Source organism: Stenotrophomonas sp. LMG 10879, assembly GCF_002750935.1.
GTDB classification, from domain to species: domain Bacteria; phylum Pseudomonadota; class Gammaproteobacteria; order Xanthomonadales; family Xanthomonadaceae; genus Stenotrophomonas; species Stenotrophomonas lactitubi_B.
The window spans coordinates 67,915-81,563 of the sequence record NZ_PEJT01000010.1 but is presented as its reverse complement, the minus strand read 5'-3'; the positions used below and the strand labels follow the sequence as shown (position 1 = coordinate 81,563).

Annotated in this window: 10 protein-coding genes; 3 read left to right on the top strand and 7 right to left on the bottom strand. The window is 67.1% G+C overall.

Translation table 11 applies throughout. The features are described from left to right. Positions 1–103: 103 nt before the first annotated feature. The 7 genes from CR919_RS15980 to gap form a co-directional block, all read right to left on the bottom strand. Positions 104–1,108 carry a class I fructose-bisphosphate aldolase gene (locus tag CR919_RS15980; RefSeq protein ID WP_099820850.1) on the bottom strand — a complete coding sequence of 335 codons (1,005 nt, stop codon included), beginning with the start codon at positions 1,106–1,108 and terminating at the stop codon, positions 104–106. A gap of 195 nt (positions 1,109–1,303) precedes the next feature. Further along, positions 1,304–2,770, bottom strand: coding sequence for a pyruvate kinase (pyk, locus tag CR919_RS15975; RefSeq protein WP_089236630.1), 1,467 nt, complete (start codon positions 2,768–2,770; stop codon positions 1,304–1,306). A 181-nt stretch (positions 2,771–2,951) separates the two neighbouring features. After that, positions 2,952–3,620 (bottom strand): HAD hydrolase-like protein, encoded by a 669-nt coding sequence (locus CR919_RS15970; protein ID WP_099820849.1) that lies wholly within the window; start codon positions 3,618–3,620, stop codon positions 2,952–2,954. Then, the gene (locus CR919_RS15965; RefSeq protein ID WP_099820848.1) at positions 3,617–4,792 is read right to left on the bottom strand and encodes a phosphoglycerate kinase; all 1,176 of its coding nucleotides are present in this window, start codon (positions 4,790–4,792) and stop codon (positions 3,617–3,619) included. Before CR919_RS15965 ends, CR919_RS15970 begins: the two co-directional genes overlap by 4 nt. Before the next feature lie 645 nt (positions 4,793–5,437). Then, on the bottom strand, positions 5,438–6,817 hold the full coding sequence (locus CR919_RS15960; RefSeq protein ID WP_099820847.1) for a DUF3999 domain-containing protein: 1,380 nt from the start codon (positions 6,815–6,817) through the stop codon (positions 5,438–5,440). Beyond that, positions 6,814–9,498, bottom strand: coding sequence for a DUF2339 domain-containing protein (locus CR919_RS15955; protein ID WP_099820846.1), 2,685 nt, complete (start codon positions 9,496–9,498; stop codon positions 6,814–6,816). The genes CR919_RS15960 and CR919_RS15955 overlap by 4 nt, the downstream gene beginning before the upstream one ends. A 129-nt stretch (positions 9,499–9,627) precedes the next feature. Beyond that, positions 9,628–10,632, bottom strand: coding sequence for a type I glyceraldehyde-3-phosphate dehydrogenase (gene gap, locus CR919_RS15950; protein WP_025874252.1), 1,005 nt, complete (start codon positions 10,630–10,632; stop codon positions 9,628–9,630). A 193-nt stretch (positions 10,633–10,825) separates the two neighbouring features. Between gap and CR919_RS15945 the strand changes: the two genes are divergently transcribed. The 3 genes from CR919_RS15945 to CR919_RS15935 all read left to right on the top strand — a co-directional run bounded on the left by CR919_RS15945 (position 10,826) and on the right by CR919_RS15935 (position 13,645). Next, a complete protein-coding gene (locus CR919_RS15945; protein WP_099820845.1) occupies positions 10,826–11,455 on the top strand; it encodes an OmpW family outer membrane protein in 630 nt (209 codons plus the stop codon). Positions 11,456–12,015: 560 nt separating this feature from the next. Continuing rightward, positions 12,016–12,834 (top strand): S1/P1 nuclease, encoded by an 819-nt coding sequence (locus CR919_RS15940; RefSeq protein ID WP_099820844.1) that lies wholly within the window; start codon positions 12,016–12,018, stop codon positions 12,832–12,834. 10 nt (positions 12,835–12,844) lie between these two features. Continuing rightward, complete coding sequence (locus CR919_RS15935; RefSeq protein WP_099820843.1) at positions 12,845–13,645, top strand: MBL fold metallo-hydrolase; 801 nt, start codon at positions 12,845–12,847, stop codon at positions 13,643–13,645. Positions 13,646–13,649: the final 4 nt, after the last annotated feature.

Here is a 13,649-nt window from a genome sequence, read left to right as displayed (position 1 = left end):
ACGCACTGGCCTGTCGTGCGGGAGGCGGCAACGATACCGGCAAAAGCAAACGCCGGCATGATGCCGGCGCTGCCCTGTTCAGTTCATGCTGCGGAACGGCGGATCAGCCGTTCCACTTGCCCAGCGCGGCCTGGCCGTTTTCCTTGGCGCGCTCGTAGACGGTCTTCTGCGCGGCGGCGTAGTTGCCCTTCATGTCCTTGCCCCACAGCTTGAGTGCCGCCTGCTGCATGGCGCGGCCATAGGAGAAGCTCAGCGGCCACGGCAGGTTGCCCATCTGGTTCATGGCGTTGAGGTGGGCGGTGGACTGCTCATCGCTCTGACCACCGGACAGGAACACCACGCCCGGCAGGATCGCCGGCACGGTGCTCTTCAGGCACATCACGGTCGACTCGGCCACTTCCTCGACGTCGGCCTGCTCGTCGCAGCCCTTGCCGGAGATGACCATCGAGGCCTTCAGGATGGTGCCTTCCAGCAACACGTTCTGCTGGTACAGCGCGTCGAACAGCGAGCGCAGGGTGGCTTCGGTGACTTCGTAGCAGGTCTCGATGTCGTGCTCGCCGTCCATGATCACTTCCGGCTCGACCATCGGCACCAGGCCGCATTCCTGGCACAGCGCGGCATAGCGGGCCAGCGCATGCGCGTTGGACTCGATGCAGGTGCCCGACGGGATGCTCTCGCCGATGTTGATGACCGCACGCCACTTGGCGAAGCGCGCGCCCAGCTTGTAGTACTCCTGCAGGCGCTCACGCAGGCCGTCCAGGCCTTCGGTGACCAGCTCGCCCGGGCAGCCGGCCAGCGGGTGCGCACCCTTGTCCACCTTGATGCCCGGGATCATGCCGTGGTCGGTCATGTACTTGGCGAACGGCACGCCGTCCTTGGTCGACTGGCGGATGGTCTCGTCGTACAGGATGGCGCCGGAAATGTGCTCGTTGAGCTTCGGCGTGGTCAGCAGCAGTTCGCGGTAGGCGCGACGGTTCTCTTCGGTGTTCTCGATGCCGACGCTGGCAAAGCGCTTGGCGATGGTACCGGTGGATTCGTCGATCGCGATGATGCCCTTGCCCGGGGCAACCATGGCCTGGGCGGTTTCAGCCAGCTGTTCGATGCTCATGTACTTCCTGTGGCGGGTGCGGGAAAAACGTAAGTATAGCCCCGCTACCCGTTGCCCCGACGTGGAGGCTCGGATGGAATCGGTTCCACTGTCTGTGCGGGACAGGAAATGTCCTGCCGGATCGGGTCAGAGCCCCTTCGGGGATCTGACCCCGGGTCGGATCCGCGCAGCGGCTCCGACCCGACGCGATACGTCTTACAGGTCGCCGAGACCGCTGGCGCGGCCGTCGTCGCCCACTTCCAGCAGGCGCAGGGTATTGGTCGCGCCGTGGGTTTCCATGTGCTCACCGCTGGTGAACACCACACGGTCGCCGGCCTGCAGCATGCCGCCTTCCACCAGCAGGCGGATGCTGCCGCGTGCGGCTTCGCGCGGGGTGAAGCCACGGCTGTCGAAGTTGATCGGGAACACATCGCGCATCAGCGCCATCTGCCGGCGGGCGCCGTCGTGGCGGGTGACCGCGAACACCGGTGCCGAGGCACGGAAGCGCGACAGGTAGCGGGCGGTACCACCGGATTCGGTCATCGCCACGATCGCGCGCACGCCCACGTGCTGGGACAGGAACATGGTGGCCATGGCAATGGCCTGGTCGGCACGTTCCAGGTTGCGCGGCGAGGCGCCGAAGTCGGTCTCGGTCTGGAACTGGCGCTCGGCGCCCAGGCAGATGCGCGCCATCGCTTCGACCGCCTTGACCGGATACGCACCGGCGGCGGTTTCGGCCGACAGCATCACCGCATCGGTACCGTCGATGACCGAGTTGGCCACGTCCAGCACTTCGGCGCGGGTCGGGATCGGGCTTTCGACCATCGACTGCAGCATCTGCGTGGCGGTGATCACCACCTTGTTCTGCGCCAGCGAGGCCTTGATGATCTTCTTCTGCAGGCCCGGCAGCTCGGCATCGCCGATTTCCACGCCCAGGTCACCACGCGCCACCATCACCACGTCACTGGCATCGACGATCTCTTCCAGGTTCTCGATGGCTTCGGTGCGCTCGATCTTCGACACCAGCGCGGCGTAGCAGCCGTGCGATTCGGCGATCTCGCGTGCATCGTTCATGTCCTGCGCGTTGCGGCAGAACGACACGGCGATGAAGTCCACGCCGATCTTGGCGACGATGCCGATCAGTTCCTTGTCGCGCTCGGTCAGCGCGCCCAGCGACAGGCCACCGCCCTGCTTGTTCAGGCCCTTGCGATCGGACAACGGACCGTCATTGAGCACGGTGTTGATGATGCGCTCGCCCTGCACTTCCACCACCTGCAGCTGCATCAGGCCATCGTCGAGCAGCAGCACGTCACCGGCGGTCACGTCCTGCGGCAGGCCGAGGTAGCTCACGCCCACCTGGGTGGCATCGCCGGGGCCGGCATTGGTGCTGGCGATCAGGTCGAAACGGTCGCCGGCCTTGAGATGCACCTTGCCTTCGGCGAAGCGCTCGATGCGGATCTTCGGGCCCGGCAGGTCGGCCAGGATGCCCACTTCCACGCCCACCCGCTGCGCGGCGGCGCGCACATCGGCGGCACGCTTGGCCTGGCCGGACGGGTCACCGTGGCTGAAGTTGAGGCGCACCACGTTGACGCCGGCGCGGAACAGATCCTCCAGCACGCCCGGCGGATCGGTAGCCGGACCGAGGGTGGCAAGGATCTTGGTGCGACGCTGACGCTCGAACATGATGGATGGGCCTCTCCCGTTAAAGGACGGAAATTAGCACATCCTTCACGTCCCATGTATACGGTTACAGCCTTGTGCTGCCTGACTCTGCGGGACATCGCACGGACATGTTCCGGACATACGCTGGTCGATGGCGGCGGAAACGCCGCCGGGCAAGGCCCGGCGCGCGCCATCGTCTACCTCAGGCCAGCAACTCCAGCAGCTGCGCCGGCTCACGGGCCAGCTGCCCGGCACCGGCCTCGGTCAGCTCCTGCTCGCCACCAAAGCCCCACAGCACGCCGACGCTGCGCAGACCGTGGTGACGGGCGCCTTCGATATCCATGCGGCGGTCGCCGATCATCCAGCAGCGTTCCGGCGCCAGCTGCAGGCGATGCAGCGCCTCGCCCACCAGCTGCGGCTTGCTGCTGCGCGAGCCATCGGGCGTTGAGCCGATCACGTCCTCGAACAGGTCACCAAACGGCAGATGCTCGACGATGCGGCGGGCATGCGGTTCGTTCTTGGCGGTGACCACGGCCAAACGGTGACCCCGTTCGTGCAACGCACGTACCACCGTTTCGATGTCCGGATAGATCGTGTGCTCACGCCAGCCTTCCACGTCGAAGCGCTCGCGATAGAAGGCCACGGCCTGCTCGACCCGTTCGGCATCCCCGAACAGCGGCGCGAAGGTGGTGCGCAGCGACGGACCGATCCAGCCCAGCAGCGTTTCCTGCGGCGGCACCGGGTGGTCCATCTTCTGCAGCGCATAGGCGATGCAGGTGGTGATGCCCACTTCCGAATCGATCAGCGTGCCGTCCATGTCGAAGAAGAGCGTTGCACGCTCTTCTCCATCCACCCCAGATCCAGCGCTCATGCGCCGCGCGCGGCCAGGGCGGCCACCGCCGGCAGGGTCTTGCCTTCCAGGAATTCCAGGAAGGCGCCACCACCGGTGGAGATGTAGCTGACCTGCTGGGCGATATCGAACTTGTCGACCGCGGCCAGGGTATCGCCACCACCGGCGATGGAGAACGCCGGCGAGCTAGCGATGGCGCGGGCCAGCGCTTCGGTGCCCTTGCTGAAGGCTTCGAACTCGAACACGCCGACCGGGCCGTTCCAGACCACGGTGCCGGCCTTCTGGATCAGCTCTGCGTACTGCGCGGCGGTCTGCGGGCCGATGTCCAGGATCAGGTCATCCTCGGCCACCGCATCGACGGCCTTCACTTCGGCGACCGCGTCGGGCAGGAACTGCTTGGCGGTGACCACGTCCACCGGCAGCGGGATGTCCGCACCGCGCGCCTTGGCGTCGGCCACGATCTTCTTCGCGGTATCCAGCAGATCCGGCTCGTACAGCGACTTGCCGACCTTGTAGCCGGCCGCCGCGATGAAGGTGTTGGCGATGCCGCCACCGACGATCAGCTGGTCGACCTTGCCGACCAGGTTGGCCAGCAGTTCCAGCTTGGTGCTGACCTTGCTGCCGGCGACGATGGCCAGCAGCGGCTTGGCCGGTGCATCCAGTGCCAGTGCCAGCGCATCCAGCTCGGCCATCAGCAGCGGGCCACCGGCCGCGACCGGGGCAAAACGGATCACGCCATGGGTGGACGCCTGCGCACGGTGCGCGGTACCGAACGCATCCATCACGAACACATCGCAGAGGGCGGCGTACTTCTTCGACAGGGCTTCATCGTCCTTGCCCTCGCCGACGTTCATGCGGCAGTTTTCCAGCAGCACCAGCTGGCCCGGCTGCACGTCGACGCCGTCGACCCAGTCACGCACCAGCGGCACTTCGCGGCCCAGCAGCACCGACAGGCGCTCGGCCACCGGCGCCAGCGAATCGGCTTCGCTCCACACGCCTTCCTTCGGGCGGCCCAGGTGCGAGGTGACCATCACCGCCGCGCCCTGCTCCAGCGCGCGCTTGAGCGTCGGCAGGGAAGCGGTGATGCGCTGTTCGGAGGTGATGCGGCCATTCTCGATCGGCACGTTCAGATCCTGGCGGATCAGCACGCGCTTGCCGGAGAGGTCGAGGTCGGTCATGCGGACGATGGACATGGGCAACTCTTTGGCTCTGGAGATGGGATGCCGGTTTGCGGCAGATGGTCATTGTATCGGGTGGCGATGCCTGCGGCAGGCAGAGGCAACAGCAGGTGCAACGGCAACAGCAACAGCAACGGCCAGAGCGCTGGCGCTTCGTGGTGCTGTGGGTGGGCCGGGGCGGTGTGGGTTGGCAGGGGACGCCGTGAATCCGTCCATGGAGGCTTGGTCGCCGCATCCATGCGGCTCACACCCCTGCCAACCCACACCGCCCCGGCCTCGACAGGTTCATGAGGCGGAGCGGATGGCAAAGGCGAAAGCAAAGGCGGTTTCTGGTGTCGGATGAAGATGGAAGGTAGAGCCGAGCCGATGCTCGGCTGGAGATCTCGCGGAGAGCAGCCGAGCATCGGCTCGGCTCTACAGGGAGCGCCCAGCGAAGCTGCTCTTGCTCTTTTTTTCTCTTCCGTGGGTGAACGCACACGGAAATTGTCAGAGGCCAGGCGGGTGGGCTGGGCAGGGGTGTCAGCCGCATGGATGCGGCTGCCAAGCCTACAGGGACGTACTTGCGGCGTCCCCTGCCCAGCCCACCCGCCCGGCCAAGCGCGGCTTTTGCTCTACGCAACCAACCGACCACCCACGAGGGGCTGCGCCGTTCGCTGCAAACTACGCCGAAGGCGACGGCTTCTGCTTCAGCAGGCTCAACGCCAGTCCGCCGACAACCAGCACCCCCAGTCCCAGCAGCGCCCACAGCAGCCACGCCTTCCAGTCGTGCTGCGGCTTCAGCGCCGCATCACCGGCCAGCGTCTCCGGACTGCCTTCCAAGCGTGCCAGCGTCGGCTGCCACGACGGATCATTGCGCTGGCGCAGTTCCTCGATCAGCACCGTGATCGGTGCCTCCGCGCGGCGTGCGGTGGTACTGCCCACGGCCAGTGCGTAGGGCGCTGCGCCCTGGCTGAGGAACACCATCACTTCCGGTTGATAGCCCAGGCGCAGGGTCGGGGCGCTGGTGGTCTCCACCGGGCTCGCTACCAGCTTCCAGTAACGGTCGCGGTACATGCCACCCAACGGCTGTGCCGCCGATTGCTGGCGCTGGCCCGGGGCACCCTGCTGCAGCTGATAGGCGATCCACGGCGCGCTGCGGCGCTGCCACTCCGCGGCAGCGTCATCGCGACTGAACAGGGTCCACTGCACCAGGCTGTTGTCGGTGCTGGCCACGTCGGCGCGGGTCACCGGGAAGCGACCATCCAGTTCAAAGGTGAATTCACCCTTGCCCTGCGCGGTCGGTTCCAGCGACAGCCACTCCCACGGCACCGTTGCCGGCGCCGGCGGCAGTTCCGCCAGGACGCTGCGCAGCTCCGGCAGGCGCGCCTCGCCCTGCGGCAGGATCCGCAGGTAGCGCACGTTGCTGTCGACCTGCAGGCGGCGCTGCAGCAGGCGCTTGCCCGCGCGCTGCAGGTCCACCAGGGGGACATCGCGGGCGATCGACTGCCAGTGCTGCAGATCGTCGCTGGCATCGAGCTGCACCTGCGCCTGCAGCGGCTGGCCACTTTCGGCCCAGTCCAGCACCAGTGCCGCCAGCGGTTGCTGGCCGAGCACGCTGGCATCGATCAACCAGCCGCCCTGCCCGTTTGCCACCGCACCACCGCCACCGAGCCGAGCCTCGACCCGGCGCACACGGCCGTCGGTATCGCGCTCGGTCAGCAGCTGCAGGTCGTTGCGCTGGGCCTCGGCCAGCGGCGGCAGTGCAAACCACGGCAGCTCGCGCTGCACCGGCGGCTGCGCCAACGGCTGGTCCGGCGCCAGCAGCGCCGACGGCAACGCCTGGCCGGCGGCGTTGAACACCTGCAGGTCGCCCAGGTCGGCGGCGCCTGCGCGGCGGTAGATCGCCGGCTCCAGCACCACCCGGTAGGCACCGGACTGCGCGCTGGACAGGCTCAGCGGCCATTGTTCGGCGTACTGCGCGCGGTAGTCCGTGGCCTGCGCGGCAACCGCACCGGCCACGCCGAACAAGACCGGCAGCAACACTCGGCTCCACTTCCTCATTGGTTTTCCTCCACGGTTGGCGGCCCGCTCGGCGGCGCGGGCGCCAGGTAGCCCACCACGGTGCACAGCAGGCCGTAGGCGATGAACGATGCGATTCCCAGCAGGTTGCCCAGGTGCTGGCGGTCGATCAGCACCAGCTTGGCCAGTACCACGGCCATCAACACGGCACCGACCATCCACAGCACACGCTGGCCGCGACGCGAACCCCACACCCAGGCGATCACGCCGAGCACGCTCCACAACACGGTCAGGCTGGTCTGGGCCAGGCTGAAGCGGGCCATCGTCGGATCCCAGACCACCCCGCCCCAATGATGCACGCCATGCAGCACGGTGCTGGTCAACGCGATGAAACCGGCCACGGCCAGCACCGGCACACGCAACCGCTGCAGCGGCGCCGGTCCCTGCGCGTCATACAGCCAGCGCGCGATCAGCAACAGGCTGACCCACTGCGCCAGTTCGGCAGGATTGAGCAGCGGCAGCCACGGCAACGGCGTGGCGTCACCCGCCAGGGTCAGGCCGAACAACCAGGCCAACGCCAGCACCGCGAAAATCACGCTCTGCAGCGGCAGGCGCACCGGATCAAACGCAGCACCCAGCGGCCAGCGCAGCACGTTCCAGCGCCACAGCGACAGTGCCGCCAGCAGCAACCACGGCAGGGTCACCAGCAGCGCGGTCCAGCCCTGCGCCAGGCGCGCGTCGCCGCCGCCCCACAGGGCCATCAGCGAAAGCAGCGACGGCCACAGCAGCCACCACAGGAACTGCGCGATACGGGCCACGCCGCCACTGCCCTGACGCAGGCACAGCAGGCTGCGCACGCCGAGCACAGCGAACACTGCCCACGCCAATGCGCCGTAGCCGGCAAACGGCTGCTGGTGCGCGTCGCTCTGCAGCAGCGCCAACGGGAAGCCCGCTGCCAGCATCGCCAGCGCGGTCACGCCCAGCGCACGCGCCGGCATGCGGCGCTGTACTTCCGACGCCAGCCAGGCGGTGACGGCGGCCAGCACCAGCACGGCATCGGCCTGCACCGAATGCGGGAAGAAGCGGCCGATTTCATGCACCAGACCGCCCAACCACCACAGCAGGCCCCACAGGTAGTACGCCAGGGCAATGTCATGGCGCTGCCTGCGCTGATAGCTCCACGCCGCCGCGAAACCTGCCACGGCCAGCAGCAGCGCGCCGATCGCGGTCGGGTTGAGCAGGAAGCGCTGGTCCTGGTGCCAATGGTCGGCACCCACCACGAACGCGAATGCGGCGGCGAGTTGCAGCAGCGCACCGGTCACCTGCGGCAACCAGCGCTTCTGGCGCAACCCCAGCCAGGCCAGGCCGGCGCCTTCCAGCGCGAATACCGCGCCGGTGGCCCGCGCCGAGAATGCCAACGGCACCGCCAGCGTCGCAAAGCCCACCGCCAGTACCGCATGCGACTGCGCCAGCACCGTGTACGACGCGCGCGCAATCAGCGCCCGTGCCAGCAGCGCATAGATCGCGGCCAGGCCCAGCGCACACAGGGCCAGCGTCATCGGCTGTTCGTGCAGCATGCCAGCCTGCAGCGAGAAGGCGATCAGCGGCGTGCCGAACACCAGGCTGCCGTCAACCAGATCGCGACGCCCGGCCGGCTGCCGGCGCGCATACAACAGCGGAATCAACAGGTAGAAGGCGAAGAACAGCAGCAGGAACGGTTCGGTGCTGGCGAACTTGGCCGCGTCGTACTGCAGCACGCCCCAGAACGTGCCGATGCCGAAGGTGAACGCGAAACCGAGCAGGTTCAGCACACGCCACGGGCGATACCAGGCGATGGCGAAAATGCCCGCGTTGAGCACGGCGTAGTAGCTGAACAGCCCGACGTGGTTGCCACTGCCGGTGGACAGCCACAGCGGTGCCATGAAGCCCGCCAGGATGCCCAGCACTGCCAATGTGCGCGAGTTCTGCACCACCGCCAGCACACAGAGCCCCGCCACCAGGGCGATCGAGCTGGCAAAGGCGAAACCGGGCGCGAGCAGATCGAAACGCTTGAAGGCAGCGAAGATGGTCAGCAGCAGCACGCCGATGGCGCCACCCTGCAAGGCCAGCGCGAACATCCGCCGGCGCTCGCGCTGGTGCCAGCCGAAGGCCAACAGGCCCAGCGCACCGACGGTGATGCCCGCCAACCGCAGTTCGACCGGTACCACCAGCCAGCCCTGGTCGCTGACGTACTTGAGCAGCGCGGCAACACCGGCCAGCAGCACCAGCATGCCGATCTTCACCGGCACATTGCCCTGGGTGAACCAGTGTTTGACCGCGCCAATCGCGCGCTCCACCAGGTTCGGCAGGGCCGGTTCTGCCGGCAGCGGCGGCAATGTCGGCTCCGGTGGCAACGGCGGTGGCGGCAGCGGACGCGCGGGCGGGGCCGGCAGCGGCAACTCTTCGCGAGCGGCGACCGGCGCTGATGCCGGGGTTGCCGTGGGCCGCAGGAACGAGGGCTCGCTGCTGGGCTCGCGTGTTGCCGCAGGGGCGCGCGGCGGCTCGGCTACTGCCGAGGGCGCACGGCCTACCGTCCCTGCCGAAGTGGGCGCGACCTGCACGGTCTGTGCGGCCTCCAGCGCGGCGACCCGCCGGCGCAGGCCGGCAATCATCACCAGCGCCACCACCAGCAGCAGCGGTATCGCCAGCAGGACCAGTACTGCCAGGACCAAGAGTGCTTCCATTCCTCGCCTTCCAATGCGATCCCGCGCGCCACGATGGCGGCGGTCGACGGGCCCATGCTACGTCAGGCCGGGCCCCTTAAACGACGAACCCCGGCCAGGCCGGGGTTCGTGCGACGATCTTCGCAGGCCTTACTTGGCTGCGACGACCTTGGCCATTTCCAGGCACTTGTTGGAATAGCCCCACTCGTTGTCGTACCACGACACGAGCTTGACGAAGGTGCCGTCCAGGGCGATGCCAGCATCGGCGTCGAACACCGAGGTGTGGGTTTCACCGCGGAAATCGGTGGCAACCACCTTGTCTTCGGTGTAGCCCAGGATGCCCTTCAGCGCGCCTTCGCTTTGTGCCTTCACTTCGGCGCAGATCTCGGCGTAGGTGGCTTCCTTCTCCAGCTCGACGGTCAGGTCGACCACGGACACGTCCGAGGTCGGAACGCGGAAGCTCATGCCGGTCAGCTTCTTGTTCAGTTCCGGGATGACCACGCCGACGGCCTTGGCCGCACCGGTGGAGGACGGAATGATGTTTTCCAGGATGCCGCGGCCGCCGCGCCAGTCCTTGTTGGACGGGCCATCGACGGTCTTCTGGGTGGCGGTAGCCGCATGCACGGTGGTCATCAGGCCGCGCTTGATGCCCCACTTGTCATTGATGACCTTGGCCAGCGGCGCCAGGCAGTTGGTGGTGCACGAGGCGTTGGAGATGATCGCCTGGCCGGCGTAGGTCTTGTCGTTCACGCCGAACACGAACATCGGCGTGTCGTCCTTCGACGGTGCCGACAGGATGACCTTCTTGGCGCCGGCATCGATGTGCTTCTGCGCGCTGACCTTGTCCAGGAACAGGCCGGTGGCTTCGAGCACGACGTCAACGCCGACTTCGTCCCACTTCAGGTTGGACGGATCGCGTTCCTGGGTCAGGCGGATCTTCTTGCCGTTGACCAGCAGATCCTTGCCATCGACGGCTACGTCGGCCTTGAAACGGCCGTGCACGGAGTCGTACTTGAGCATGTAGGCCAGGTAATCCGGCTCCAGCAGATCGTTGATGGCCACGATTTCGATGTCGTCGCCGAAGTTCAGCACCGCCGAGCGCAGGACGTTACGCCCGATGCGACCGAAACCGTTGATACCAACCTTGATTGCCATGTTCTCAAGCTCCTGCAGCCGCGACAGGTGCGGCGGGGTGGATAGGGCCCACAAGTCTAGCAGGCCGGCCTTGACCACCGCCGGCCAAGGCCGGCGCCCGGACGGGGGCCGGACAGGATTTGATCCGGATCAAAGCGTTAGCGCGGCGTGAGGCCGAGACTGGCCACATCCACCCAGCAACGAGATCACCCCCATGCGCAAGACCTCCCCCCTGATCGTGGCCAGCCTGGCCGCCGCCCTGTCGCTGGCCGCTGCCCCGGCCATGGCCCAGTCCAAGGGTGACTGGACCATTTCCGCCGGCGTGCACCAGGTCGCCCCGAAGTCGAACAACGGCTGGCTGGCCGGCGGCACCCTGAAGGTCGACGTCGACAACGACGTCAAGCCGACCATCACCGGTGAGTATTTCATCGCCGACAATCTGGGCATCGAAGTACTGGCGGCGCTGCCGTTCAAGCACGACATCAACATCAACGGCCTGGGCCGCGTGGGCAGCACCAAGCAGCTGCCGCCGGTGGTCACCCTGCAGTACCACTTCAACAGCAAGGGCAAGGTGTCGCCGTTCGTCGGCGCCGGCCTGAACTACACCACCTTCTTCAGCGAGGACACCACCGGTGCGCTGGCAGGCAGCAAGTTGAAGCTGCAGGATTCGTGGGGCCTGGCCGCGCATGCGGGCATCGACTTCGCGATTGGCGAGAAGGGCGCCCTGCGCGTGGACATGCGCTGGATCGACATCGACAGCAAGGTGAAGCTGGACGGCGAGAAGATCGGCACGGTCAACATCGATCCGCTGGTCTACGGCGCGTCGTACGTCTTCAAGTTCTAAGGGGTTGTTTGGCGGGGGCTTCGCCCCCGCTCCCCCGCTACAGGCAAAACCCTCGCAGCATGTTGCCCCGGTATGTGTGTGCCGGGGCTTTTTTGTTGCAGAGCGTGGAGCTGCGTTTGGGCGGGGCAGGTGAATTGTTCAGGACACGCCGTAAATACGTCCCTGTAGGCTCGATCGCCGCATCCATGCGGCGAACGGTCCTGAGCAATTCACCTGCCCCGCCTCTCTCATTTCCGCGCGCGCGCAAGCGCAAGCAGAAGCCGGCAACCGCATTGCACAGTTGCCATTGGCTGGACGCGATTGCAGGCCGCAGGATGTGATCCTGCATTTGACTCTGATTCTGTTTTTGACGTTTGCATCCGCCAACGCGGCCATGTTGGAGGTGTGCGGCCGGGGCAGGCAGAGCGGGACCGTTGGCGCCATGGATGGCGCCATCGAGCCCCCATGGATGGGTTTACGGCGTGTCCCGCACTGCCTGCCCCGGCCGCACACGCCCCGACGACAATGAACGCGCCGCTTTCCATCAACCACCCATCTCCCCCGCTGGCTAGAATGAGCGGATGAAAGCACTGCACTCCCTGTTCCTCGCCGCCGCCCTCGCGCCGGCCCTGCTGACCCTGTCCGCACCCGCCCATGCCTGGGGCGCGCAAGGCCACCGCCTGGTCGCCGAAGTGGCCGACAGCCGCCTCAACCCTACCGCGCGCGCCGAAGTCGACCGCCTGCTGGCCACCGAACCCGGCGCTACCCTGGCCAGCATCGCGCCCTGGGCCGACCAGCTGCGCGCCAAGGACCCCGGCCTGGGCCGTCGCTCGGCCGGCTGGCACTACGTCAACATCGCCGAAGATGGCTGCCATTACGAGGCGCCGAAGCACTGCAAGAGCGGCAACTGCATCGTCGAAGCGCTGAAGGCGCAAAGCGCGATCCTCGGCGACCGCAGCCTGACCGATGGCGAGCGCCTGCAGGCGCTGAAGTTCGTCGTGCACCTGGTCGGCGACATCCATCAGCCGATGCACGCCGGCTACGGCCATGACAAGGGCGGCAACGATTTCCAGCTGCAGTTCGGCAACCGCGGCACCAACCTGCACTCGCTGTGGGACAGCGGCATGCTCAATACCCGCAAGGTCGACGATGCCGGTTACCTGCCGGTGCTGCGCGCGCTGCCGGCGCCGAAGCTGGCACGCCAGTCCAACCCGCAGCGTGATCCGGTCAGCTGGGCTGAAGCCAGCTGCCGCATTTCCGTGCAACCTGGCGTTTACCCTGCCTCGCGTAAGATCGGCGACGACTACACCACGCGCTATCGGCCTGTGGCCGAAGCGCAGCTGCGACTGGCCGGCGAAAACCTGGCGCAGTTGCTGAACCGCGTGCTCGCCACACGCTGAGGAGTATCCGATGTCGGTCCAGGTGCAATCGTTCTTCCACCGTGACAGCAATACCTTCAGCTACCTGGTCAGCGACCCGGCCAGCAGGGAGGCCGCGCTGATCGACCCGGTACTGGATTACGACCCGGACACCGACGCCAGCAGCGAATCGCCGGTGCGCGCGATGCTCGATGCCATCGCGCAGCAGCAGCTGCACGTGCGCTGGCTGCTGGAAACCCACGCCCACGCCGACCACGTGTCGGCGGGGCGGCGGCTCAAGCAGCGGTTCCCGCAGGCGACGTTGGCCATCGGCGAAGGCATCCGCGCGGTGCAGGCCACGTTCGCACCGCGCTATGGTCTGCAGCTACCCGAGGAAGATGCGGTCTTCGATCACCTGTTCGCCGATGGCGAGACCTTTGCACTGGGTGAGTTGCAGGGGCGCATCATCGCCGTGCCCGGCCACACCAGCGACAGCATCGCTTATCTGATCGACGATGCTGTCTTCACCGGCGATTCGCTGTTCATGCCCGATGGCGGCACCGCGCGCTGCGACTTCCCCGGCGGCGACGCCGCGCAGCTGTACCGCTCGATCCAGCGCCTGCTTGCCCTGCCCGATGCCACCCGCGTGTTCGTCTGCCACGACTACGGCCCGGGCGGCCGCGATTTCGCCAACGAAACCACCATCGGTGAACAGCGCGCGCACAACATCCACGTGCATGACGGCGTGGCCGAAGCCGAGTTCGTCAGCGTGCGTCAGGCGCGTGATGCGACGCTGGCAGAGCCACAGCTGATGCAGCCGGCGGTGAAGGCCAACATCCAGGGCGGGGCGTGAGGGC